The sequence below is a fragment of the Methyloversatilis discipulorum genome, assembly GCF_000385375.1.
In the GTDB taxonomy this organism is placed as follows: Bacteria; Pseudomonadota; Gammaproteobacteria; order Burkholderiales; family Rhodocyclaceae; genus Methyloversatilis; species Methyloversatilis discipulorum_A.
In genome coordinates this window covers 235889-260475 of the sequence record NZ_ARVV01000001.1, presented here as the reverse complement: position 1 = coordinate 260475, position 24587 = coordinate 235889, and the positions used below count along the sequence as shown (strand labels likewise).

Here is a 24587-nt window from a genome sequence, read left to right as displayed (position 1 = left end):
GGGTACTACTCCAGATGGATGTCGGCTTCGAATACGGTGACGGCGGGGCCGGTCATCAAGACCGGCTGGCCCTCGCCGGCCCAGGCGATGTTCAGTTCGCCGCCGCGCGTGCTCACGCGCACCGGGCTCTCCAGCAGATTGCGGACGATGCCGGCCACCACGGCGGCGCAGGCGCCGGTGCCGCAGGCCAGCGTTTCGCCGGCGCCGCGCTCGTACACGCGCAGCCGGATGTGGTGGGCGTCGACCACCTGCATGAAGCCGGCGTTCACGCGCGCCGGAAAACGCGGGTGCGATTCGATCAGCGGGCCCTGCTGGCCAACCGGCGCACGGTCGACGTCGGCCACCACCTGCACCGCGTGCGGGTTGCCCATCGACACGGCGGTGATCGGCACCGCGCTGCCTGCCACGTCGAGCGGCTGCACGAGGGCGTCGGAATCGGACTGGAACGGAATGCGCGCCGGCTCGAATACCGGAACGCCCATGTTCACCGTCACATTGATGTCGTCGGCGGCGGTCAGCGTGATCACGCCACTCTTCGTTTCGACGCGGATTTCCCGCTTGTCGGTCAGGCCCTGCTCGCGCACGAAGCGCACGAAGCAGCGCGCGCCATTGCCGCACTGTTCGACCTCGCCGCCGTCGGCATTGAAGATGCGGTAGCGGAAATCGACGCCCGGCTGCTGCGCGCGCTCGACCACCAGCAGCTGGTCACAGCCGACGCCGAAATGGCGGTCAGCCAGGAAGCGCACCTGATCGGGCGTCAGATCGACCCGCTGGCGGATCGCGTCGATCACGACGAAATCGTTGCCCAGCCCGTGCATCTTGGAAAAACGGAGCTTCATTCAGTCACCATCGAGCTGTAGTCGCGCCAGACGCAGCGGTCCATCACGACGGTCAGACCGGCCGCCTGCGCGCGCAGCGCCGCCGCCTCGTCGATCACGCCGTCCTGCAGCCATACGGCGGGCAGGCCGAGCGCGATCGCCTGGTCGACAAAGGCGCCGACGCGGTCGGCAGCAATGAAGAGGTCGACCAGATCGATCTGCCGGCGCAGGTCTTCGGGAATGTCGGCCAGCGAACCGTAGGCCTGCTCGCCCAGCACTTCGGTCACCGCCGGACGCACCGGCACGATGCGCCAGCCGAAGCGCTGCATGCCGCGGGCGACGCGATGACTGGGGCGGGATTCGTTCGGCGACAGGCCGACCACGGCAACCGTGCGCACGCGGCGCAACAGGTCTGCGATGGCCTGCGGCGCAGGATTCGTAAACATGGCTGTCATTCTACAGGGGCGGGCCGCTGCACACCCGGCGGGCACTTGTAGCGCTTGTAGCCCCAGATGTACTGCGCCGGATACCGGCGCACCAGCGCTTCGACATTGCGGTTGATCGCCTCGACCCGCTGCGCGGTATCGCCTTCGACCGGTACTTCGGGCTCGATGAAATGCAGGTGGAAACCGCGCCCGGCCGGCAGCCGCTCGGCGAACACCATCACCGTGCCAGCCGCCATCGAGGTGAGCCGGGCGGCCAGCGTCATCGTGTAGGCCGGGCGACCGAAGAAGTCGGCCCACATGCCTTCGCCATTGGCCGGCACCTGGTCCGGCAGGATGCCGACCAGACCGCCGTCCTTGATGGTGCGCAGCAGCCGGCGCACGCCGGTGCCGTCGGCTGCCGCCAGCGACACACCGTCGCCGTCGCGCCCCTGCTCCATCAGCGGGCGCAGCCAGTCCTGGCGCGGTGCGCGGTAGAGCACGGTGATCGGGATGCGCGAACCGATCAGCCGGGCGGCGATCTCGAAAGCGCCCATGTGCGGCGTCAGCAGCACTACACCGCGGCCGCTGGCGTGCAGCCGCTCGACGTGTTCCCAGCCGCTGACCCCGACCACGCCGGCCACTACGGCGGGGCGCGGCCGCATCCAGATCCACGGCAGTTCGAGCATGGCGCGCCCGGAATGGGCGGCCGCCTCGCGGATCAGCGCGGCGTCGGCGCCAGGTATCGCCGACGTCAGATTGCGGTCGAACTCGCGCCGGAAACGGGCGGAGCGCGCGTGGATCAGGCGGCCGGCGATGGCGCCGATCGCCTGCAGCGTGCGCAGCGGAAGATGGGAAAGCAGCCGGAAGGCCCCCATGGCCACCCGGCTCGCGAGGTCTGACATGGAAAAAAGCTGGATTCGCGAAAACGACAGGACGCGGTAGACTACTGTTTCCGCCGAGTTAAACGAGACAACTTGCAGGGCGGACTAAAAATACTGCTAAAGCGTCGCCTGCTCGCTTCCCGGGGCTGGTTCGACGAACCGCAACAGGGAAGTTACAAGGAGCAGGTGCATGTCAGAGTATTTCTTCACTTCGGAGTCGGTGTCCGAAGGCCACCCGGACAAGGTGTCCGACCAGATTTCCGACGCCATCCTCGACGCCATCCTGGCGCAGGACCCGACCGCCCGTGTCGCCGCCGAAACGCTGTGCAATACCGGCCTCGTCGTGCTGGCCGGTGAAATCACCACCACCGCCAACGTCGACTACATCCACGTCGCGCGGGACACCATCAAGCGCATCGGCTACGACAACACCGAGTACGGCATCGACTACAAGGGCTGCGCCGTGCTGGTGGCCTACGACAAGCAGAGCCCGGACATCGCGCAGGGCGTGGACCGCGCCAGCGACGACTACCTGAACCAGGGCGCCGGCGACCAGGGCCTGATGTTCGGCTACGCCTGCGACGAGACGCCGGTGCTGATGCCGCTGGCGTTGCACCTGTCGCACCGTCTGGTCGAACGCCAGGCTCACCTGCGCAAGGACGGCCGCCTGCCCTGGCTGCGCCCGGACGCCAAGAGCCAGGTCACCATCCGCTACGTCGACGGCAAGCCGGAACGCATCGACACCGTGGTGCTGTCCACCCAGCACGCACCGGACATGTCGCTCGAAGCGATCCGCGAAGCGGTGATCGAGGACATCATCAAGCCGGTGCTGCCGCCGGAACTGGTGAAGGGCGAAATCAAGTATCTGGTGAACCCGACCGGCCGCTTCGTCATCGGCGGCCCGCAGGGCGACTGCGGCCTGACCGGCCGCAAGATCATCGTCGACACCTACGGCGGTGCCGCACCGCACGGCGGCGGCGCCTTCTCCGGCAAGGACCCGTCCAAGGTCGACCGCTCGGCCGCCTACGCCGGCCGCTACGTGGCGAAGAACATCGTCGCCGCCGGCCTCGCGTCGAAGTGCCAGGTGCAGGTGAGCTACGCGATCGGCGTCGCCCAGCCGACCTCGGTCATGGTCGAAACCTTCGGCACCGGCAAGATTTCGAACGAAAAGCTGACCGAACTGGTGAAGCGCCACTTCGATCTGCGCCCGAAGGGCATCGTGCAGATGCTCGACCTGCTGCGCCCGATCTACCAGAAGACCGCCGCCTACGGCCACTTCGGCCGCGACGAGCCGGAATTCAGCTGGGAAGCGATCGACAAGGCAGCGGCGCTGCGGGCAGACGCGGGCCTATAACCGGTCAGTCTGCGCGTCGCACAACGACAAGGGCCGCATTGCGGCCTTTGTCATTTGGCCGCGTGACGGGCGACGCTCACTCGACCGGATGCCTGCCCACGAACGCATCCACCGAGTTCTCGGCGATGCGCGTCCACAGGCGCTGTTCCGAGCGGAAGCGGTTCCACGGTTCGAACACCTTGCGGAACCGCGGGTTGGCGGCGGCAGTTTCGCGGTACAGCGCGAAGGCCTCCTTCTGCAGCGCGAGCAGGATGTCGCGCGAGAACATGCGCAGCTGGGCGCCGCCTTCGATCAGCTTCTTCATCGCCGCAGGGTTGCGTGCGTCGTAGCGCGCCTGCATGCCGATGTGGGCCGCCGCGCAGGCGGATTCGAGGATCTGCCGATACTCGGCCGGCAGTGCGTCGTACGCCTGTCGATTGACGTAGATGGTGAGCTGCGGACCGGCTTCGGCCCAGCCCGGGTAGTAGTAATAGGGCGCGACCTTGTAGAAGCCCAGCTTGAGGTCGTCGTACGGGCCGACCCACTCGGCGGCGTCGATCGCACCTTTTTCCAGCGCCGGATAGACGTCGGCGCCCGGAATCTGCTGCGGCACCACGCCCAGCCGCGACACCACCTGGCCGGCGTAGCCGCCGATGCGCATCTTCAGGCCCTTGAGGTCGGCCACGCTGCGGATTTCTCGGCGGAACCAGCCGCCCATCTGCGCGCCGGTATTTCCGCAGGGAAAATTGACGATGTTGTAGCCGGCGAACAGTTCGCGCATCAGCGCCATGCCGCCGCCATCGACCAGCCAGGCGGACTGCTGCCTGCTGTTCAGGCCGAAGGGCATGGCGCAATCGAAGGCGAAGGTGGGGTCCTTGCCGATGTAGTAGTAGGACGCCGAGTGGCCGCACTCGACCGTGCCTTCGCGCACCGCGTCGAGCACGCCGAAGGGCGGCACCAGTTCGTTGGCCGCGAAGACCTGTATCTGGAAGCGGCCGCCAGTGGCGGCACTGACCTGCTGCGCCACCTGTTCCGCGGCGGCGTACAGCGCATCCAGCGCCTTCGGGAAGCTCGACGCCAGCCGCCAGCGGATGGCTGGCTGGGCGCCGACGACCGCCGGAGCTCCGGCCAGAGCGGCGAGCGGCGCCGCTTTCAGGAAGCTGCGCCGGTCGGTCACTCAGGCACCTGCAATGCGCATGCGGTCAATCAGCACCGAGCCGCTCTGCTTCGAGCCGCGCACCAGCGCGTCGGCGCCGACCTCCTGTATGCCCATGAACATGTCACGCAGATTGCCGGCGATGGTGATTTCCTGCACCGGGTAGGCGATTTCGCCGTTCTCGATCCAGTAGCCGGCGGCGCCGCGCGAGTAGTCGCCGGTCACGTAATTGACGCCGTGGCCCAGCAGTTCGGTCACCAGCAGGCCGCGCTTGATGCCGCGGATCAGCTCTTCCAGGCTCTTCCTGCCCGACTGCAGGATGAGGTTGTGCGAGCCGCCGGCGTTGCCGGTGGTTTCCATGCCCAGCTTGCGCGCCGAATAGGTGCTCAGGAAATAGCCGTTCAGCACGCCGCCCTGCACCACCTCGCGGTCGCGCGTGGCGACGCCATCGTCGTCGAACATGCCGGAGCCCATCGCGCCCGGCAGGTGCGGCCGCTCGGAAATGTTGATGTGCTTCGGGAAGATCTGCTTGCCCAGGCTGTCGAGCAGGAAGGAGGACTTGCGGTACAGCGCGCCGCCGCTGGTCGCCTGCACGAAATGTCCGAGCAGGCCGATGGCCAGCGGCGCCTCGAACAGCACCGGCACCCGCGTCGTCTTGACGCGACGTGCACCCAGACGCGACAGCGCACGGCGCGCGGCGTAATCGCCGATCGCCTCCGGCGCCGGCAGGTCGTGCGCATTGCGGCGGCTGGCGTACCAGTCCTCGCGCTGCATGCCGTCGCCCTCACCGGCGATGACCGAGCAGCTGATGTACTGCCGCGTGCTGGCGTAACCGGCCATGAAACCCAGGCTGTTGGCGGAAATGAACTGCGACTGCTGGGCCGACACCGAGGCGCCTTCCGAATTGCGGATGTCGGGCGACACGCCGAAGGCGGCGTCTTCGCAGCGGCGGGCCAGATCGATCGCCTGCTCGACCGGCAGTTCCCACGGGTGGAACAGGTCGAGGTCGCGGAATTCGGTGGCCAGCAGCGACTTGTCCGGCAGACCGGCCGCGTCGTCCTCGGCGGTGAAGCGGGCGATCGACAGCGCCGCATCGACGGTGGCGCGCATCGCGTCCAGCGAAAAGTCGCTCGAACTGGCATAGCCGCGGCGCTGGCCGACATAGACGGTGACGCCTATGCCCTTGTCGCGGTTGTACTCGATGGTTTCGACCTCGCCGCGGCGCACGGTGACCGACTGGCCGAAGCCTTCGGACACGTCGACTTCGGCGGCAGTCGCGCCACCGGCGCGGGCATGATCGATGAGCTGTTGCGCGATGTCGCGCATGCTGGCGTCGGTATAGCTGAAACCCTGTCGGGACATGGCGGATTCGTGGTCGGGCAAAGGCTGCAATAATAGCCGCTTGCCACGCTCTGCCCCGTCCTCTGTATCCCAATGCGCCCCAAATCGATTTCCACCACCGAAAACCCCGACGATCAGGATCTGCCGGACCGTCCCAGCAAGAGCCAGCGGAAGCGCGACGCCCATGTGCTGCAGGACATCGGTACGCAGCTGGTCGCGCTGTCGGCCGAACAGATCAAGCGCATCGACATGCCGGAAAACCTGCGCATCGCGATTACCGAGGCCCAGCGCACCCGCAGCCACGAAGGCCTGCGCCGGCAGATGCAGTACGTCGGCAAGGTGATGCGCGGCATCGACACCGCGCCGCTGACCGAGGCGCTGGACGCCATCCACGGCCGATCCGCCCGCGCAGTCGCGCGCGAGCAGATGCTGGAACGCATGCGTGAGCGGCTGATCGCCGACGAACAGGTACTGGGCGACATCGCCGCCCAGTGGCCGGGCGCCGACCTGACCCATCTGCGCACGCTGCGTCGCAACGTGCTGCGCGAACGCGAACTGAACAAGCCCCCGCGCGCCTTCCGCGAAATCTTCCGCGTGCTGCGCCAGCTCGACAACGCGCAGAGCGGCGAAGACGACATCGAACCCGAACAGGACGAGAACGACGATGAGTGACACACAGGATCTGCTGACGGTCGGCCTGGTTTCCGTCTCCGACCGCGCATCGAGCGGCGTCTACCAGGACCAGGGCATCCCGGCGCTGAAGGACTGGCTGTCAGCCGCGCTGAAGAACCCGGTCATGTTCGAAACGCGGCTGATCCCGGACGAACAGCCGCAGATCGAGGCGACGCTGATCGAACTGTGCGACAGCGCCGGCTGCGATCTGGTGCTGACCACCGGCGGCACCGGCCCCGCGCCGCGCGACGTGACGCCAGACGCCACCGTCGCGGTGGCGCACCGGGTGATGCCCGGCTTCGGCGAACAGATGCGCCAGATCAGCCTGCGCTTCGTGCCGACCGCCATCCTGTCGCGCCAAACCGGCGTGATCCGCGGCAAGACGCTCATCCTCAACCTGCCGGGCCAGCCCAAGTCGATCAAGGAAACGCTGGAAGGCGTCAAGGACGCCGACGGCAGCCCGCTCGTTCCCGGCATCTTCGCCGCCGTGCCCTACTGCATCGACCTGATAGGCGGGCCCTACATCGAAACCGACGACAGCGTGGTGAAGGCCTTCCGCCCGAAATCGGCAATCCGCGCCGCGAAGACCTGAGTCAGCCGAGCCGCCGCGGCCGCGAGACGCGCCCCCCTTGTGGAAGCGGCCTTGGTCGCGACGCAGCCGCTGCGCTCCGCCGGCTTCGATCCAGGCCGCTGTCGGGGTCAGAAGACCCCTCCCACAGAAGCCTGGCCTTGGGCTCAGGTCGATGTCGGGATCAGAGGGCCCCTTCCAAAGAATTCCACGGCCAGTCCTCTGCCAAAACTGGACCTTACCGCACCAGAAACGGCAGATTGGCGGTCGCCACCTTGCCGGTCCGGTCCGTCACCGTGATGAACAGCCGGTAGGCGCCCGGCACGGCCGGGGCGACGAAGCGCACGCTGCGCGCGTCGGCATGCAGCAGGCGCACCGGGATGCGCGGCGGCACGACCTCTTCGTCACCGCCGAGGCGCAGATCGGTGGCCTCGGCCCACACCGTCCATTCGGTCTTCAATGCCGAACCATCGGACGACTGCGCATCGACGCCCGCCGACACCTCCCCTCCGGCCGGAAACTCGTCGGCCGCGATACCGATGCCGGCGATGCGCGGTGCTGCGTCAGCCGGCGGGCGGCCCCACGCTGCCGACAACGCGTCGGTCATCGCGGTCGGCCTGCCGACGTCGAGCAGGCTGTGCCAGGTCGCGGTCTGTTCCTGCTTCTCGCCCCACAGGAAGGGGAAGGCGGCGACGATCTGCGGCTGCCTGGCGACGAAGGCCAGCGCGTCACGGAAGAAATCCGCCTTCTGCGTGCTGGTCAGCTCCACCGGCGCGCCCCAGGGTTTGCGCCCGGCCTGCCACTGACCGAGCGGACCCAGTTCGGTCACCAGCACCGGCTTCGCGATGCCCAGCCGCTGCAGTCGGGCCGGCAGTTCGAAGATGGAACCGCCATACAGGTTCAGCCCAAGCATATCGACGTGGGGGCAGCAGCCGGCAAGCGGCGCGAGCCACGCGTCGCTGTTGTCGGCAACCACCATGACGGTCGGGTGCTTCGCGTCGAGCGCCTTCACGAGAGCGGCGACGCGGTTCACTTCGTTCCACAGCGGCCGCGGATCGCCAACGCCGGTCTCGATCTCGTTGCCGATCGCCCAGGCGAGCAGCGCCGGGTGCTCACGGTGGCGCCGCACGAAATCCGTGATCCGCGCGTCCTGCGCGGCGACGAGCCGAGCGTCGCGGTAGTTGAAGCCATGGCGCGGATGGCCGAGCCACAGCCCCATCACCACCTTCATGCCCATCGTCTGTGCCGCATCCAGCACCCAGGCGTCGCTCTCGCGATAGACGCGCACCACGCGCGCGCCGGCATCGGCCAGCTTCTGCAGCGCCACGCGGTCGCCTTCGAAGGCAGCGCCCTGCCAGGCGGGGTCGGCGGCGCGGCTGGGCAGCGGCAGGCACAGTAGTGCGACGAACGCGAGCAGGGTCAGCGCCCGGGAAAGTTCACGGAATGCCATATATATATGCACGACGCCGCCAACCGGCGGCCACGAAGCTGAGAGGCGCGTAGCCGTCCAGTGTTCCCGCCGATGCCCTCAGGCGGGCTGGGTCAGCGTCATCAGGATGTCCGCATACCAGGCACAGTTCAGTCCCAGCGCCTCGTCCATCTTGAGGTCGCGCGTACCGACGTCGAGCCGTGCGGAGTGCACGCCGAGCAGCATCCACGGCAGGTCGCCCAGCGTGGCAGGGTCGTCGGGCACGCGCATCACGACCGGTGCGCCGCTGATGCCGCGGTGGGTGCGAGCATCGGTCAGGAAGTAGCCTTCGCCCTGGAAGCGCAGACCGAAGGACGAGGCGATGCCGGCCTGACGCACCACCGGCATGTGGTGCAGCGTGTCGTGGAAACCCAGCGGGAAACCGACCACCAGCAGCGAGCTGCCGACTTCGATGCGATCGAGGTCGGCCGACAGGTGAGCCGGCGTGAAGGCGCGCCAGACGGCGGTCGGCGGCAGCGCGGCGCGATCCAGTTCGATCAGCGCGACGTCGATCGCGCCGGCACGGTCGGCACCCTGGCGCCACAGGCTCTTGCCGTTGCGATAGAGCGGGATCGAGAAACCGGTCGAGCGCGCCATGTTGGCGGCGTCGGTGTGCAGTTCGATCTCGATGCGGTCGGGAAAATGACGGCTTGGCTGATCGACCAGCACGTGGCGGCTGGTAACCAGATAGAGCCGCCCGTCACGTTCGAAGAAGAAGCCGCTGGCGTTGGTGAGCGCGCGTGCGCCGTCGAAGGTGCAGATGCGCGCGGCGGCGAGCAGGATGGGTTCTATCATCGGGTTCGGCGGCATGAAACGGTCCTCATTGTGATCGCCTTCGGCAGATATACCGACAGAAAGACCGTTTTCGGTGCATAGTGTCGGCCGGCGCCGTACGGTTTTCACCGATTCCGGCCGCGTCGTCACTGCAGTTTTCCGGTTTCCTTCTCGCGCAGACCCCGTCGTCGGCGACCCGAAATCCAGTCGCATCCCAAAGCGATCCCGCAGTCAGTCCTGCTGACGTTCCACGGCCCGCGCGCCTGCGGCCCGGCGTCCACTTTTCACGCCCACCCCGGGAGAGCCGCAATGGCCAAGGAAGAACTGATCGACATGAACGGCGTAGTGACGGAAGTCCTGCCCGATTCGCGCTACCGCGTCACGCTGGAGAACGGCCACATGGTGGTCGCCTACACCTGCGGCAAGATGCGCAAGCACCACATCCGCATCATCGCCGGCGACAAGGTGTCGCTGGAAATGTCGCCCTACGACTTCAGCAAGGGGCGCATCACTTTCCGTCACATCGAAGGCCGTGGCGCAGCGTCCGCACCGGTACGCCGCACGCATTGAGTCCCTGCTGCGCGGTCAGCGTCCGCGCATCTTGCGGCGCTTTTCGTGCAGTTCCTGCGCCTCGACCGACATCGTTGCGGTCGGCCGCGCCAGCAGCCGGGCGAGCCCTATCGGCTCGCCGGTAAATTCGCACCAGCCGTAACTGCCGTCGTCGATGCGCGCCAGCGCCTCGTCTATCGTGTGCAGGTGCTTGCGTTCGCGATCGCGAACGCGCAGTTCCAGCGAATGATCCTCCTCCAGCGACGCGCGATCCGACGGGTCGGGCGTGCGCTCGAATTCGTGCAGGTGCTGCGTCGTTTCATGCGCCGACTGCAGCAGCGCATCGCGCTCGGCGAGCAATCGCTGCCGGAAGAAGGCGAGTTGCTCCGGCGACATGTACTCCGACGGTGGGGATGCGAGCAGGCGGGCTTCGGCGTCCGCCTCGGCAAGGAGGGTAGCGCTCATGGTACGGGCCTTCCGGGTGAGCGGTGGATGGGCGCACGCAACGGTGCGTGCCCGCCGGCCGCCGCAGGAATCGGCGATCCGGTGCGCTAAAGATACACGTCCCGGATGACGGCGGTGCGCACAACTTTTCCCGCAGCCGGCGAATACTGCCCGCCCGCGCCCGGCAGCGATTGACAGGTCCGGCGTCGCCGACGCAAGGTATGCGCCCCGCGATGCCCCGCCCACACCTGTGCTCAGACTTCTCCACACCGCCGACTGGCAGATCGGCCGACAGTACGGACAATTCGACGCCGACGAGGCGGCACTGCTGGCCGAAGCCCGCATCGCCGCGGTCGAGCGGCTGGCCGCACTGGCGACCGAACAGCGCGTCGATCTGGTGCTGGTCGCCGGCGACGTGTTCGACGCCCAGGGCATCGCCGACAAGACGGTGCTGCGGCTGTTCAACGCGACGCGCGCGCATGCCGGCCCATGGGTCATGATTCCGGGCAATCACGACGCCGCACTCAGCGAGTCGGTGTGGACGCGCGCGCAGCGGCTCAACGCGGTGCCCGACAACGTGCACCTGTGCCTGCGCGCCGAGCCGTTGCAGTTCGACGGGCTGAACGCCGTCGTGCTGCCGGCGCCGCTGACCCAGCGCCACACCTACAACGACCTGACCGACTGGTTTGCCGCCGCCGACACGCCGACCGGCGCGTTCCGCATCGGCATCGCGCACGGGGCGGTGCAGGGCCTGCTCGCCGAAGGCATCGATTCCGCCAACCCGATTGCCGCTGACCGCGCCGCCCAGGCAAGGCTGGACTATCTCGCGCTCGGCGACTGGCACGGCTGCCGTCAGGTCGATGCGCGCTGCTGGTACAGCGGCACGCCAGAAACCGACCGCTTCCGCAACAACGATTCCGGCCGCGCACTCATCGTCGACATCGACGCGCCGGGCGAGGTGCCACGGGTAACGCCGGTGGATACCGGCCGCTACCGCTGGCGCAGCGACACCGCGACGCTGCAGGTGGCGAGCGACGTCGATGCGCTGTGCACACTGCTCGGCGCGCTCGCAGCGGACGACGTGCTGCAGCTCGACATCGATGGCCGCACCGACCTCGACGGCCTGAAGCGCATCCGCGACGCGATCACGCAGGCGCGCGGCCGCGCGCGTGCCGTGCTGGCCGAGCTCGACCGCGTGCGCATCGAACCGACCGCCGACGACCTCGAACAACTGGCCGCCGAAGGCTATCTGGGCGAGGTGATCGCTGATCTGCGCGCCGCGCAGGACAGCGCCGACGGCGACACCGCGCGCGACGCGCTGGTGCTGCTGGCCGGCCTGCTCGATGCACGCCGCGCGGGAGTGGTGCGATGAAGATCAGCCGCCTGCGTGTCGACCAGTTCCGTCGCTTCCGCCAGCCCTTCGAACTGCGCGACCTCGACCCCGGCCTCAATCTGTTCGTCGGCCCCAACGAAGCCGGCAAGAGCACGCTGGTCGCCGCGCTGCGCGCCGCCTTCTTCGAGCGCCACCGCTCCGGCACGGTCGAGCATCTCCGTCCCTGGGGCGATGCCAGTGCTGCGCCCGAAGTCGAACTGGATTTCGAACTCAACGGCACGCCCTGCCGCCTGAGCAAGCGCTTCCTCGGCAAGAAGCGCTGCACGCTGCAGTTCGGCACGCGCACCTACGACGGCGCCGAAGCCGAGGACTTCATCGCCGAACAGCTCGGCTTCGCCTTCGCCGCCAAAGGGTCGAGCAAGGCCGAGCACTGGGGCATCCCCGGCCTGCTGTGGATGGAACAGGGCAGCGCGCAGGACATCCGCGCCGCCGTCACGCACGCCACCGATCACCTGCGCACCGCGTTGAACGCCTCGCTCGGCGAAATCGCCGGCGGCGACGGCGACGACGTGACGAACGAGGTGGAGCGGCTGCGCAACGAGTTGCTGACGCCGTCCTCCGATCGTCCGCGCGGCGCCTATGCCGAAGCGCTGCAGGCAGAGCAGTCGCTGCGCGAGGCGCTGACGAAAGTAGACGACGATCTGCTCGCCTTCCGCCAGAAGGTGGACCGGCTGGCACAACTGCGCCGCGAGCACGACGCCGACGCCGCACAGCGGCCATGGGAGGACCTGCGCGCGCGGGCTGCCGCAGCAGCAGCCGCACTGCGCGAAGCGCAGTCGCTGCAGGAACGTCTGCACGTCGAGAAGCGCTCGGCGCAATCACTGCAGGAACGCGCCGATCTGTTGCGTCAGCAGCTCGACCGCTGGGCGGCCGAGGCGAGCGACGCACAGTCGCGTGCCGAGGCGGTGACAACTGCGCAGCGCGCGCTCGACGACGCACTCGCGCTCGCCACGCCCTGGCAGCAGCGCGAACGCGATGCGCAGACGCAACACGACGCGGCCCGCCGTACGCTGGCGCTGACGCGCGCACGCGACAACCGGCGCGCGCTGGTGCGCGATCTGGACGAACTCCGCCACAAGGGCGAAGCACTGGCCGCCACGCTGGCGCAGGCCGAAGCCGAACAGGCGCGCCAGCTTGCCCTGCAGGCCGAAGTGGCGGCCCTCGAAATCAGGGCCGGCGATCTGAACGCACTGCGCGATCAGGCGCGGCAGCTGCGCGAACTGGACATCCGGCGCACGGCGATCGCCACCCGGCTGCGCTTCGCACTCGAAGCCGGACGCGAACTGCGCATCGGCGACGCCGTGCTCAGCGGCGACGGCGAGCGCCTGCTGCTCGACGCCACCACGCTGACGCTGCCCGGCTACGGCCGGCTGCGCATCGAACCGGGCGGCGGCGACCTCGCCGCGCTGGCGCGCGAAGCGGCCGAACTGCAGGACCGCCACGCCAGTGCGCTGGCCCGGCTCGGCCTCGCCTCGCTCGACGCCGCCGAGGCGCGCCAGCAGCAGCACGCGCACAAGCTGTCCGACCTGAAGGCGGCGCAGGCGACGCTGAAAGCGCTGGCGCCACAGGGCGTCGATGCGCTGCGCGCCGAAGGCGCCGCGCTCGCCGGCCGTGCGGCCGAACTGAGGCAGCGACTGACGGCGCAGGCGGACGAAGGCGACGACGCGCTGCCGCCGGTCGCCGAAGCCGAGTCGGCCGAAGACGCCGCGCGCCGCGCGCTGGCCGAGGCAACGCGTCGCCTGGCCGACGCACGCAATGGCTGCACGGCGGCGCAGGCAGCGCTGGAAGCCGCGCAACGCGAGCTGACCGCAGCCCGCGCCCGGCTCGACGACCCGGCGCGCGCGCAACAACTGGCCGACACCCGCGTCGCGCTGACCGACGCACTGGCGCAGCAGGAAGCGGCCGCGCTGCGCATCGACGAACTCGCGCGCCAGCTCGACGCCGCCCGCCCGCAGGCGCTGGCGCAGGACGTCGAGCGCTACACGCGCAGCGCCGAGCAGATCGAGCGCAGCTTCGCGCAGCGGCGCGACGCGCTCACCGTGCTCGAAGTCGAACTGCAGGCGGCCGGCGCGCAGGGCCTGGACGAACGCCGCGCCGCGCTGGCGCGCGACCACGCCGCCGCCGAGCGCCGCGCCGGCCAGCTGGCGCGCCGTGCCCGCGCACTCGACCTGCTGCTGCGCAAGTTGCGCGACAAGCGGCACGCGCTGACGCAGCGGCTGCAGGCGCCGCTGCAGGCACATCTGAACCACTATCTCGGTCTGCTCTTCCCGGGTGCGCGCATCGCCCTCGACGACAGCCTGAGCCCCGGCCCGCTGACGCGCGACAGCGCCGCCGGCAGCGAAAGCGGCGAGGTCGACGAACTGAGCTTCGGCGCACGCGAGCAGATGGGCGTGATCGCCCGCCTCGCCTATGCCGATCTGCTGAAGGCGGCCGGCAAGCCGACGCTCATCATCCTCGACGACGCGCTGGTGCACAGCGACGACGCACGCCTAGAGCGCATGAAGCGCGTGCTGTTCGACGCCGCGCGGCGCCACCAGGTATTGCTGTTCACCTGTCATCCGGACAAGTGGCGCGACATGGGCGTGCCGGTGCGCACACTGGAGACCGCTTTGTAAGCGGGGTTTGCCTCACGGGCAGACGGCGGAACTGCATGCGCGGCGCCGGATCGGAGCAGCATTGCCGCCAACCGACGGAGTGCCGATGAATCCCGACAACGCCCTGCTCACCATTGCCCTGTTCGCCGCCTTCGCCGACGGCGTCAAGGACGACCGCGAGCGCGAACACGTGCGCCGCTTTGCCGAATCGCTCGGCGCGCAGGCGCCCGACCTGCCGCGCCTCTACCAGGACGTGCTGCTCAAGCGCGTCACGCTGCGCGACGCGACCTCGGCGCTGGGCGATCTCGGCCAGCGCCAGTTCGCCTACGAAATGGCACTGTGCATCTGCGACGCCGACGGTCGCCAGTGCGACACCGAACGCGCCTTCCTCGCCGACCTGAAGCGCCAGCTCTGCCTCGACGGCGACGCCCAGGTGGCCGACGCCGAAAGCAAGGCGGACGCGCTGGCCAATCTCGACGAGTACGCACCTGCCGCGGTCACCGCACCCGCAGCCGTCACCGCATCTGTCGCGGCCGCGCAGCCGGCGCCATCAGACGCCGAACTCGACAAGACCATCCTGAACTACGCCATCCTGAATGGCGCGCTTGAACTGCTGCCGCAGACCTGGGCATCGGTCGCCATCATTCCGCTGCAGATCAAGATGGTCTATCGCATCGGCCGCGCGCACGGCTACGAACTCGACCAGGGCCACATCAAGGAATTCCTCGCCACGGTCGGCGTCGGCCTCACCTCGCAATACCTCGAACAGTTCGGCCGCAAGCTGCTCGGCGGCTTGCTTGGCAAGATGGCCGGCAAGACGGTCGGTGGTCTCGGCCGCGCCGCCACCGGCATGGCCTTCTCGTTCGCCAGCACCTACGCGCTCGGTCACATCGCCAAACGCTATTACGCCGGCGGCCGGCAGATGAGCGCAGCGGCGCTGCAACAGGGCTTCCAGCAGATGCTTGAACCGGCGAAGAAGCTGCAGGCGGACTACCTGCCGCAGATGCGCCAGCGCGCATCCGGCCTGGACGCCGGGCAGATCATGGCGATGGTGCGCGGCGGCTGAGCGTCATCGGTCGGTTTGCGCTGGCGCAACGGGCCTGACGCAGCAGCAGTGCACAATGGCGGCCCCCGCGGTCCGCGGGCGAGAAACCGATCATGAATGGGTAGGCCGTGAGTTCACTTCCGAAATGTCCGCAGTGCAGTTCCGAATACACCTACGAGGACGGCAGCATGTACGTCTGTCCGGAATGCGCGCACGAGTGGCCGCAGCAGGCCGCCGAAGCCGCCGATCAGGCGCGCGTCGTGAAGGACGCCTACGGCAACGTGCTGACCGACGGCGACAGCGTCACGCTGATCAAGGACCTGAAGGTGAAGGGCTCGTCGTCGGTGCTGAAGGTGGGCACCAAGGTGAAGTCCATCCGCCTGGTCGAAGGCGACCACGACATCGACTGCCGCATCGACGGCTTCGGCGCGATGCAGCTGAAGTCGGAGTTCGTGAAGAAGGTCTGAAAAGGCGTGAAGGAGGCGGCGGCACGCGGACGGGAGACGGGCTGTTTCTTCAGAAATTTCGCCGTTTGCGCAAATTGACCGAAAATTGTTCGCCGCATCGCCCACCCGCGGTACTTTCCCGGTCATGGACAGAAGACGCACCGCCCCACTCGAAGCCGTAATTGACCTCCTGCTCGACGCCGTCTGCGTCGTGGACGAGTTCGGGCACTTCGTATTCGTCAGCGCCGCCTTCGAACGCATCTTCGGCTACAGCTGTGACGAGGTGATCGGGCGCCGCATGATCGACCTGGTGCTGCCTGAGGACCGCGAGCGCACGCTGCGTGCGGCGGCCGAAATCATGTCGGGCGAACCCAAGCTCAGCTTCGAGAACCGCTACGTGCGCAAGGACGGCGCCATCGTGCACATCCTGTGGTCGGCGCGCTGGTCGGAAAGCGAGCGGCTGCGCGTGGCGATCGCGCACGACATCACCGCGCGCCGGCGCGCCGGCGACATGCAGGCGGCGATGTACGCGATGTCCGAGGCCGCGCACGTGGCGACCGACCTGTTCGACCTGCTGGCGCGCGCGCATCGCATCGTCGCCGACCTGCTGCCGGCCGAGCGCATGATGGTGGGCGTGCGCAACGAGATCGACGGCGCGCTCAACATCGCCTACGCGGCCGACGCGCACGGCGATCCGGTCGATGGCCTGCCGTCGCGCTGTATCGATTTCTGTGCCGACGTGGTGACGCGCGGCGAAACCCGACTGATGGCCGGCGAACGCGGCGAAACCTGGCTCGGTGCGCCGCTGGTGTCGGCCGACGGCTGCCTCGGCACGCTGGCGTTGAAGCGTGCCCCCGGCGCACCGGTGTTCACCGAGCGCGACCGCGAACTCCTTAACTTCGTCGCCACCCAGATCGCCACCGCGCTCGAGCGCATGCAACTGCAGACGCGCCTGCGCCGCATGGCCCAGTACGACGGCCTGACCGGCCTGCCCAACCGCGCGCTGCTGCACGACCGCATCGAGACGGCAATCGCCGCCGCGCGCCGCGCCAAGGGCCGGCTGGCCCTGCTCTATCTCGACCTCGACCGTTTCAAGGAAGTGAACGACACGCTGGGCCACGCCGCTGGCGACGTGCTGCTGCACGACGTCGCGCAGCGCCTGCGCCAGTGCGTGCGCGACGCCGACACGGTGGCGCGCATCGGCGGCGACGAATTCGTCGTGCTGCTGGCCGACGTACGCCGCATGGAGGACGCCGAGACGGTGGCCGACAAGATCCGCGATGTGCTGGCGCGGCCGGTGACGATGGACGGCCACGAACTGACGGTCGGCGCCAGCATAGGCATCGCCCGCTGGCCGGAGAACGGCGACAGCGCGAAGGATCTGCTGCTGATCGCCGACGCCGCGATGTACGCGGCGAAGCGGCGACGCTGAGCACTGCTCGGACCTCAGCTGCCGTCGTCGATGAACTGCAGCCGTGCCAGCTGCGCGTACAGGCCGTTGCGCGCCAGCAGTTCTGCGTGCGTGCCGGATTCGATGGCGTGGCCGTGGTCGAGCACGATGATGCGGTCGGCGCGCTGAACGGTAGCCAGGCGGTGCGCCACCACCAGCGTGGTACGGCTGGCCATCAACGGCGCCAGTGCGGCCTGCACCATGCGCTCGCTCTCTGCGTCGAGCGCCGAGGTGGCTTCGTCCAGCAGCAGGATGGGCCTGTCGGCGAGGATGGCACGCGCGATCGCGAGCCGCTGACGCTGGCCGCCGGACAGCCGCACGCCGCGTTCGCCGAGCGGGCTGTCATAGCCGCCGGGCAGCTGACGGATGAAGGCGTCGGCAAAGGCCGCCTCGCAGGCGGCGCGGACCTCGTCGTCGCTCGCCTCGGGCCGCGCGTAGCGCACGTTGTCGGCCACGCTGGCGGCGAAGATGACCGCTTCCTGCGGCACCAGCGCGATGCGCGCGCGCACGGCGGCCGGGTCGGCCTGCGCCAGCGGCACGCCGTCGATCTCGACGGTGCCGGCCTGCGGATCATAGAAGCGCAGCAGCAGCTGGAACAGCGTGGACTTGCCGGCGCCCGACGGCCCGACCAGCGCCACCGTCTCGCCGGCGCGTACCGTCAGCTCGAAGCGGTCCAGCGCCGGAATGTCCGGTCGGCTGGGATAGCAGAAGCGCACGCCGCGGAAGGCGATGTCGCCGCGCGGTGGCTGCGGCAGCGGCTGCGGGTCGGCCGGCGCGGCGATGTCCGGCTGCGTGTCCAGCAGTTCGATCAGGCGTTCGGTAGCACCGGCGGCGCGCTGCAGTTCGCCCCATACCTCGGACAGCGCGCCGACCGAACTGGCGACGATGGCGGCGTAGAACACGAAGGCCGACAGTTCGCCGGCGCTGAGGCGCCCGGCCAGCACGTCATGGCCGCCCACCCACAGGATGAGGGCAACCGAGCCGAACACCAGCAGGATGACCATGACGATCATCACCGCCGTGTGGCGATAGCGGCGCACGCCGGTGTCGAAGCTGCGCTCGACCAGCGCCGCAAAATGCGTGCGGTCGGCCGCCTCGTGACCGCAGGCCTGCACGATGCGGATGGCGTGCACGCTCTCATCCACATGGGTACCGAGATCAGCCACCCGTGCCTGGCGTTCGCGCGACAGCCCGCGCACGCGACGGCCGAAGATGACGATAGGCGCCACCACCACCGGCACGCCGGCCAGCACCAGCAGCGTCAGCCGACCGCTGGTGAGCCCCAGCATGACCAGGCCGCCGGCCAGCATCAGCGTGTTGCGCAGCGCGATCGACAGGGTCGAGCCGACCACATTCTCGATCTGCGCGGTGTCGTTGGTCAGCCTGGAAATGACCTCGCCGGTACGCCCGGCCTCGAAGAAGGAGGGCGGCAGCGTAAGCAGGTGGGCGTAAACCCGCGTGCGCAGGTCGGCCGCCACCCGTTCGCCCAGCCACGAAACATTGTAGAAGCGCAGCCAGGTCGCGCCGGCCAGCAGCACGACCAGCCCCAGCGTGCCGGCCAGCGCGCGGTCCAGCCACTGCGGATCACCGGCGGCGAAGCCCTGGTCGATCACGCTGCGCAGGCCCTGGCCGAGCGCCAGCGCCGAACTGGCGGCCAGCACCAGACCGAGCGCCGCCAGCGCCAGACGGCCGCGGTGCGGCTTCACCAGTTCCCACATCACCTGCCGGGCACGACGTAAATCACTCACGCAGAATCATCCTTTTTGTTGTATATTCGCGCCCCTACCCAAGTGCGCGGGTGGCGAAATTGGTAGACGCGCTGTCTTGAGGGGGCAGTGCCGCAAGGCGTGAGAGTTCGAGTCTCTCTCCGCGCACCACACCTTCAGCACCTTCCGGTGCTCATCCCGAACCGTCCGGATCGGGATTGTTCCATGTCATTCAAATTGCCCGCAGCCTACCGTGCTGCAGTGCGCTGCTGCCGTTTCACGCGCTTTGTTACTATGCGCGTCGCAATTCCGAGCCAATCAACCCAAATCAAGACTTCCTGACTACGAGCGGGAGGCGGACGAGGTCGGAGAAGGAGACAGCGATGGCGTTGGACAAGGTCCTGCTGGGACGCTTGCTGCAGTTGAACGAACCGTGGACGGTACGCGATTTCCGTTTCGATCCGGGTGCCCGCCGCATCGACGCATGGATAGGCCTCGAAGTTCAGCGCGGCTGGTTCGGCCTGGCGCGCAAGCAGGAGCCGGAGGCGGCGGAGCGCGTCTGGCGTCACATCGATCTCGCCGGCTGGCGCTGTCATCTGCGCGTGCTGGCGCCGCCCAACGCCGATCTCAGCTCGCTGCCGTGGGCCGGCCCGGCCGACATGCCCTTCTCGCAGGCGCTGTCCAAACAGGTGTTCGCACTGTTCAACGAGGGTGTTTCGCTGAACGGCATCTGTGCCATCACCGGCATTCCGCTGCAGGAACTGTGGAAATTCAAGTTCGCGCTCGACCAGGGCAAGGCGGCGATCGCCGAGCCGTCGAAGGCATCCGCCGCGGCAGCGATACAGCCCGCGGCTGATCCCAGTGCGCCGCCGGCCGCGGCGTCCGACGACGATATTCCCGACGTGGCCGATCCGGTCTGGCTGCAGCTGATCGAGGGCCAGCGCGACATCGACATCCGCGCGCTCAGCCTGAAGCTGCTGATGACGCGACTGCGCAGCCAGATGGAGGTGATCACCGACGACGAGGTGCGCATGCTGAAGCTGCGCGAACTGCACCGCTATTTCGTCAAGAACGCCCGCATGCTCGGCCACGAACTGGCGCAACTGCGCACGCACTGATTCCCGGACGGACCTACATGACCACTCAGAACACGTCCGCCGTGAGCGGACGCATGATGGGGCTGTCCGAGGCGACGGCCCTGATCCGCGGCGGCGGTCATTTCAGCGTCGCCGGCGACGAGGCGCTGCTGCGCCAACTGCCGCGCGGCCACTGGATAGGCGGCACCATTCCCTACTTCATGGGCCAGGACGGCGGCGTCACCACGCGCGACCAGCTCTACGTCGCGCAGGTGCCGGTGATCAACGGCCTGCCGATGATCCGCTTCTACGACCAGATCAGCCTCGAACGCGTCTGCGCCGACGCGCCGGAGAACGGCTTTTCCATCATCGTGATGCCGGCGTTTTCGGCTGTGCATTCGCTGTTCGCACGCAACGCGCCGGGCTACGAGGACATGTACCTGAAGCCGCTGGTCGGCTGGATCTCCGGCATTCACCTGTCGGATCTCGGTCGCGCCAGCCCGCTGGTGGTCAACGGCGAGACACTGGAATTCGATGGCGAGCGCGCACTGGTCATGCACGTCCCGCTGCCCGAGAACAAGTACGCACAGATCGACATCATCAACCTGTTCACACAGGGCGAAGGCGACCGCATCCGCTTCCCGGCCAAGGGATTCAGCGCAACCGACTGCCTGATCAACGGCCAGCCGGGTAACTTCGCGCAGTACGTGAGTTCGCGCGCGATCGACACCAAGCTGCCGCTGGTGGCCGACTACAGCGGCGCGATGATCAACGTGAGCATCAAGTCGGTCGATGCCAACAAGGGCACGGTCGATTTCTACGCGCCGGTGTTCGACGACATCGAATACCGCTTCGCGGCGCCGGTGCCGGACTACGTGAGCGCCTTCCACACCGCGCTGCCCGGGCAGACCGGCCCGATAGGCTTCAGCTGCAACTGCGTGCTGAACTATCTGTACAGCGAGCTCGAAGGCAAGCGCGTGCCGGCTATGCTCGGCCCGATGACCTTCGGCGAAGTGGCTTACCAGCTGCTGAACCAGACGCTGGTCTATCTGACCATCGAGGGCTGAGAGCGCTCTTGTGGGAGCGGCCCTGGCAGCGACGCGGCCGCCGCAGAGAGCCGGCTTCGATTGAGACCGCCGTCGGGGTCGAGACCCCTCCCACAGAACCGTTGTCCCGGCGCCGGCTGTGGGCCGGAGGCACCTCCCGGGGGGAGCGGCCTTGGCCGCGACGCGGCAGCTGCACTTCGATTAAGGGCGCCGTCGGGGTCAAGACCCCTCCCACAGAACCCTCGCCCGATCCGCGGTCGGCGCCGATTGGCGTAGCATGCCGCTTTCCCGCCCCGCATCGCATTCCGCATGAACGACTCCTCCTCCCAGCCGCGCCGCCTCGCCCTCGTCATCGACGCCGACAACGCGCAGCCCTCGTTGATCCAGCCCGTCCTGCTTGCCGCCGCCTCGCGTGGCCGCGTCACCGTGCGCCGCATCTACGGCGACTGGACCTCGCCCAACATGACCAGCTGGAAAGCCCATCTGCTGGACCACTCGATCCGGCCTATCCAGCAGTTCCGCATCGTTGGCGGCAAGAACGCGACCGACAGCGCGATGATCATCGACGCGATGGACCTGCTGCACTCCGGCCTGGTCGATGGCTTCTGCATCGTGTCCAGCGATTCGGACTTCACTTCGCTGGCCCGCCGCATCCAGGAAAGCGGCCTGTTCGTGATGGGTGTCGGCCGCCGTACGACGCCGGTCGCCTTCCAGCGCGCCTGCGAGGAGTTCGTGTTCACCGACGACATGCGCGCGTCGCCGCCGGCTTCGGCGCAGAAGAAGAAACCTGCGGCATCGTCCGGCAGCAGCGCCGCGCGCCCCGAACAGGCACCGCGCAGGCCGCGCAACGCGCAGCCGGACGCGCAGATCCTCGAACTGCTGTCGCAGGGCATCCGGTCGGCCACCGACGAGGACAGCGGCTGGGCTGGCATCGGCCGCGTCGGCCAGATCGTGCGCCAGTACGAACCCGGCTTCAGTCACAAGGATTACGGCCACGCCAGCCTGTCCGGCCTGCTGGAAAGCCATCCGGAACTGTTCCGCCTGCGCAAGGGCGACAACGGTCAGGCGCAGGTGCAGCTGATCGAACGTGCGGCCGACAAGCAGCTCGAACTGTTGCCGGAACCGGCGCCGGACGCCGCACCGGAGGCCGCGACCGAGGCGCCGGCGAAGTCGCGCCGCAGCCGCCCGCAACGCAAGGCCAAGCCGGCCGCCGAGACGGTGACGCCCGCGCCGACCGAAGCGCCCCCTGCTGCCGCGCAAGCGACGGTCGAGTCGACCGAAGCCAAACCGGCGAAGCCGCGCGCGCCGCGCCGCAGCCGGACCCGCAAGCCGGAAGGCGAAGCGCCGCAGTCCTGAGCGCCGGCCTCAGCTGCGCACTTCGTCGGCGGCGGTCGAGTCCTGCCGCGGCGGCCAGAAGAAGTCGCGCGGCCGCGTCAGGAAGCGACGGGCCAGCTTGACCGACAGGCCGCGCGTATCTTCGGGCTCGATGCCGCGCGAGCGCAGCGCCACCTTCATCGCCAGGCTGAAGCTGACGATGAGGTTGGTCAGGCCGATCAGCATCACGCCGAGCGCACCGACCGCGATGGTGTGCCAGTCGAGATCGAAGCCGAGCGCATGCGTACCGTAGGCGAGATTGGCCGACGCGAAGGCGACGTGGCGGATGTCCAGCGGCAGCCCCAGCAACTGCCCGATGATGGGTGTGCTGCCCAGCATGCAGCCGAACAGGAAATTCCCCATCAGCGCACCGAGGTTGTGTTCAACATAGTTGGCCAGCCGGTTTAGCCGCGCTTCACCCAGCAGCGCGCGCAGCCATTTCACGCGCCGCAGCCGCTCCGGCACCCGGTGATACAGCGACTGGTTGTCGTAGTAGCCGGAAATCAGACCGCTGAGGAAGAGGAAGACGCCGGCGATCGCCGCGTGCGGAATGGCCAGGCTGAGCAGCGGATTCAGGTCGTGCAGCAGGTGCGCGCCCTTGACCGGATCGACCGGGTGCCAGTCGAGGAAGGTGCCGCCGACCATCGCAATCGACATCGCGGTCAGGAAGCCGATCGACACATTGCCGGCGATCGATATCCACTGCGTGCGGCTGACCTGGGCGGCCAGATCCGCCAGCACGCCAAGGCGCGCGTCGCGGTTCTGCTTGCCGTCGAGCGCGGCGGCAAGCGTGGCGGCGGTCATCGCCGGCTGCTTGGTGGCAACGGTCAGGTGCAGGATGTGGATCAGCACGAAGCCCAGCCCGTAGTCGAGGCTGTGCACGACCGCCTCCCACACCGGCGGCAGGCCGAGCTTGCCGGTCACGATCTTGATCAGCGCCATGCAGCCGATGATCAGGCCGGCGCCGGCGGCGGCGCGGAACATGCCGAAGAACTCGCTGCGACTTTCGGTCACGTAGTGCTCACCCGACTTGCTCGCCTGTTCGGTCACGCGCCGCGCCAGCAGTTCGGTGGTACCCGAGAACAGGTCGCGCACGCTGTTGCGGCGGGTTTCCTGGCGCACCAGGCAGAGGAAGAAATCGATCGCGCGGGCGCGCAGGGTCGGCGCATCGACGGCCGGATCGGGCAGCACCAGCATGCGCAGCAGACGCAGCCGGGCGACGATCTGTTCGATGCGCGCCAGCACGAACACCAGGTTCACGCCGACGCCCGCCTCGCGCGAACGACGCCGGATCGTATCGACATAGCTCACGCACTGTTCGAGCAGCACTTCGAGGTGGCCGTCGTGCGGCAGCACCTCGTCGCTGTCGGTGTGGCGGGCGATGAAAGCGCGCACCTCGTCGCTCTGCGCGAGGAAGGGCGACTCGTGCCGCGCCAGCGCCGGCAGATAGCGCAGCAACGCCGGCTCCATGCCGAGCGCCGCCAGCCGGTGCGACGCCATGCGCATCGCTTCGAACAGCTCGTGCCGGATCTGGCGACGCGCCGGCGCGAAGGCGTCGCCGGTCACCTGCAACAGATCGAACAGCATCTGCCAGTCCTCGCGCGGAATGGCGCTCATCCATTCGCCATCGCCGGCGTCGTCGAACACCTCGCTGAACAGGTCGCGCAGGAAGTCGGCATCGACCGCCGGCGGCAGCATGCGGCCGAGCAGGCGGCTGCTCAGACCGCTGAAGAAACCCTGGTTGGCGAGCACGCCGGATTCGGCGTACAGCGTGCGGTGCATGCGCGCGGCGAGCACCGCGTTCAGATGGGCTGACAGCGCGCTCGCCAGTTCCGCTCGCGCACCGAGCAGGCGCAGCAGCGCGCGGAAACGCGACTCGGCAACCTCGACGCCGTCGCGTCGTCCGGGGCGCATCAGCGTGATCAACCGGGCAAGCCGCTCGCCGGTGGTGTCGTTGGTGTGGCGCGCCACCTCTTCGAGCAGCGCAGTCAGTTCGGCGACGTAGGCAGTGCTGTGTGTCGTCATGAT

22 protein-coding genes and 1 tRNA gene are annotated in these 24587 nt (G+C 68.5%); 13 read left to right on the top strand and 10 right to left on the bottom strand.

From position 1 onward, the window contains the following. Positions 1–5 precede the first annotated feature (5 nt). Genes dapF through METRZ18153_RS0101215 form a run of 3 tightly spaced genes read right to left on the bottom strand, consistent with a single transcriptional unit; the run spans position 6 to position 2145 of the window. A complete protein-coding gene (gene dapF, locus METRZ18153_RS0101225) occupies positions 6–839 on the bottom strand; it encodes a diaminopimelate epimerase (protein WP_020163019.1) in 834 nt (277 codons plus the stop codon). Beyond that, positions 836–1264: a CoA-binding protein gene (locus METRZ18153_RS0101220; RefSeq protein WP_020163018.1), complete on the bottom strand. Its 429-nt coding sequence runs from the start codon at positions 1262–1264 to the stop codon at positions 836–838. The genes dapF and METRZ18153_RS0101220 overlap by 4 nt, the downstream gene beginning before the upstream one ends. Before the next feature lie 5 nt (positions 1265–1269). Beyond that, the gene (locus METRZ18153_RS0101215; RefSeq protein ID WP_198291202.1) at positions 1270–2145 is read right to left on the bottom strand and encodes a lysophospholipid acyltransferase family protein; all 876 of its coding nucleotides are present in this window, start codon (positions 2143–2145) and stop codon (positions 1270–1272) included. 169 nt (positions 2146–2314) lie between these two features. Here METRZ18153_RS0101215 and metK point away from each other — a divergent pair, with 169 nt between their 5' ends. Beyond that, positions 2315–3478, top strand: a complete 1164-nt coding sequence (metK, locus tag METRZ18153_RS0101210) for a methionine adenosyltransferase (RefSeq protein WP_020163016.1) — start codon at positions 2315–2317, stop codon at positions 3476–3478. 76 nt (positions 3479–3554) lie between these two features. On the opposite strand, the gene METRZ18153_RS0101205 is transcribed toward metK, so the two are convergent. Together METRZ18153_RS0101205 and pmbA are read right to left on the bottom strand one after the other, a co-directional pair. Then, positions 3555–4634 carry a TRAP transporter substrate-binding protein gene (locus METRZ18153_RS0101205; RefSeq protein WP_020163015.1) on the bottom strand — a complete coding sequence of 360 codons (1080 nt, stop codon included), beginning with the start codon at positions 4632–4634 and terminating at the stop codon, positions 3555–3557. Then, positions 4635–5975, bottom strand: coding sequence for a metalloprotease PmbA (gene pmbA, locus METRZ18153_RS0101200; RefSeq protein WP_020163014.1), 1341 nt, complete (start codon positions 5973–5975; stop codon positions 4635–4637). A 72-nt stretch (positions 5976–6047) separates the two neighbouring features. Between pmbA and yjgA the strand changes: the two genes are divergently transcribed. Next, the gene (gene yjgA, locus METRZ18153_RS0101195; protein ID WP_020163013.1) at positions 6048–6626 is read left to right on the top strand and encodes a ribosome biogenesis factor YjgA; all 579 of its coding nucleotides are present in this window, start codon (positions 6048–6050) and stop codon (positions 6624–6626) included. Then, positions 6619–7218: a molybdopterin adenylyltransferase gene (gene mog, locus METRZ18153_RS0101190; RefSeq protein WP_020163012.1), complete on the top strand. Its 600-nt coding sequence runs from the start codon at positions 6619–6621 to the stop codon at positions 7216–7218. The genes yjgA and mog overlap by 8 nt, the downstream gene beginning before the upstream one ends. A gap of 214 nt (positions 7219–7432) precedes the next feature. Here mog and METRZ18153_RS0101185 read toward each other — a convergent pair whose 3' ends face one another. Together METRZ18153_RS0101185 and METRZ18153_RS0101180 are read right to left on the bottom strand one after the other, a co-directional pair. Beyond that, entirely contained in the window at positions 7433–8644 is a 1212-nt protein-coding gene (locus METRZ18153_RS0101185) for a glycoside hydrolase family 2 TIM barrel-domain containing protein (RefSeq protein ID WP_020163011.1), read from the bottom strand. Between the two features lie 78 nt (positions 8645–8722). Next, entirely contained in the window at positions 8723–9472 is a 750-nt protein-coding gene (locus METRZ18153_RS0101180; protein ID WP_020163010.1) for a S1 family peptidase, read from the bottom strand. Positions 9473–9745: 273 nt separating this feature from the next. Between METRZ18153_RS0101180 and infA the strand changes: the two genes are divergently transcribed. After that, complete coding sequence (gene infA, locus METRZ18153_RS0101175; RefSeq protein WP_020163009.1) at positions 9746–10006, top strand: translation initiation factor IF-1; 261 nt, start codon at positions 9746–9748, stop codon at positions 10004–10006. 15 nt (positions 10007–10021) lie between these two features. Here the strand turns inward: infA and dksA are convergent, their stop codons facing one another. After that, positions 10022–10450: an RNA polymerase-binding protein DksA gene (gene dksA / locus METRZ18153_RS0101170; protein WP_019915780.1), complete on the bottom strand. Its 429-nt coding sequence runs from the start codon at positions 10448–10450 to the stop codon at positions 10022–10024. Positions 10451–10679: 229 nt separating this feature from the next. Here dksA and METRZ18153_RS0101165 point away from each other — a divergent pair, with 229 nt between their 5' ends. The 5 genes from METRZ18153_RS0101165 (at position 10680) to METRZ18153_RS0101145 (ending at position 17339) form a co-directional block, all read left to right on the top strand. After that, the gene (locus tag METRZ18153_RS0101165) at positions 10680–11801 is read left to right on the top strand and encodes a metallophosphoesterase family protein (RefSeq protein WP_020163008.1); all 1122 of its coding nucleotides are present in this window, start codon (positions 10680–10682) and stop codon (positions 11799–11801) included. Further along, entirely contained in the window at positions 11798–14437 is a 2640-nt protein-coding gene (locus METRZ18153_RS0101160; RefSeq protein WP_020163007.1) for an AAA family ATPase, read from the top strand. Before METRZ18153_RS0101165 ends, METRZ18153_RS0101160 begins: the two co-directional genes overlap by 4 nt. A gap of 85 nt (positions 14438–14522) precedes the next feature. Next, positions 14523–15482 (top strand): YcjF family protein, encoded by a 960-nt coding sequence (locus METRZ18153_RS0101155; protein WP_020163006.1) that lies wholly within the window; start codon positions 14523–14525, stop codon positions 15480–15482. A gap of 107 nt (positions 15483–15589) precedes the next feature. Then, positions 15590–15928: a zinc ribbon domain-containing protein YjdM gene (locus METRZ18153_RS0101150; RefSeq protein ID WP_020163005.1), complete on the top strand. Its 339-nt coding sequence runs from the start codon at positions 15590–15592 to the stop codon at positions 15926–15928. Between the two features lie 124 nt (positions 15929–16052). Beyond that, positions 16053–17339: a sensor domain-containing protein gene (locus tag METRZ18153_RS0101145; protein WP_029143471.1), complete on the top strand. Its 1287-nt coding sequence runs from the start codon at positions 16053–16055 to the stop codon at positions 17337–17339. 14 nt (positions 17340–17353) lie between these two features. Here the strand turns inward: METRZ18153_RS0101145 and METRZ18153_RS0101140 are convergent, their stop codons facing one another. Beyond that, positions 17354–19075 (bottom strand): ABC transporter transmembrane domain-containing protein, encoded by a 1722-nt coding sequence (locus METRZ18153_RS0101140; RefSeq protein WP_020163003.1) that lies wholly within the window; start codon positions 19073–19075, stop codon positions 17354–17356. A 74-nt stretch (positions 19076–19149) separates the two neighbouring features. Here METRZ18153_RS0101140 and METRZ18153_RS0101135 point away from each other — a divergent pair. The 4 genes from METRZ18153_RS0101135 (at position 19150) to METRZ18153_RS0101120 (ending at position 22541) form a co-directional block, all read left to right on the top strand. After that, a tRNA-Leu gene (locus tag METRZ18153_RS0101135) sits at positions 19150–19234 on the top strand. Positions 19235–19446: 212 nt separating this feature from the next. Further along, entirely contained in the window at positions 19447–20181 is a 735-nt protein-coding gene (locus METRZ18153_RS0101130) for a hypothetical protein (protein WP_020163002.1), read from the top strand. Positions 20182–20198: 17 nt separating this feature from the next. Beyond that, positions 20199–21206, top strand: a complete 1008-nt coding sequence (locus METRZ18153_RS0101125) for a DUF6976 family protein (protein WP_020163001.1) — start codon at positions 20199–20201, stop codon at positions 21204–21206. 288 nt (positions 21207–21494) lie between these two features. Further along, a complete protein-coding gene (locus METRZ18153_RS0101120) occupies positions 21495–22541 on the top strand; it encodes an NYN domain-containing protein (RefSeq protein WP_020163000.1) in 1047 nt (348 codons plus the stop codon). A 9-nt stretch (positions 22542–22550) separates the two neighbouring features. On the opposite strand, the gene METRZ18153_RS0101115 is transcribed toward METRZ18153_RS0101120, so the two are convergent. Then, positions 22551–24584, bottom strand: a complete 2034-nt coding sequence (locus METRZ18153_RS0101115) for a site-specific recombinase (RefSeq protein WP_020162999.1) — start codon at positions 24582–24584, stop codon at positions 22551–22553. Between the last annotated feature and the right edge of the window lie 3 nt (positions 24585–24587).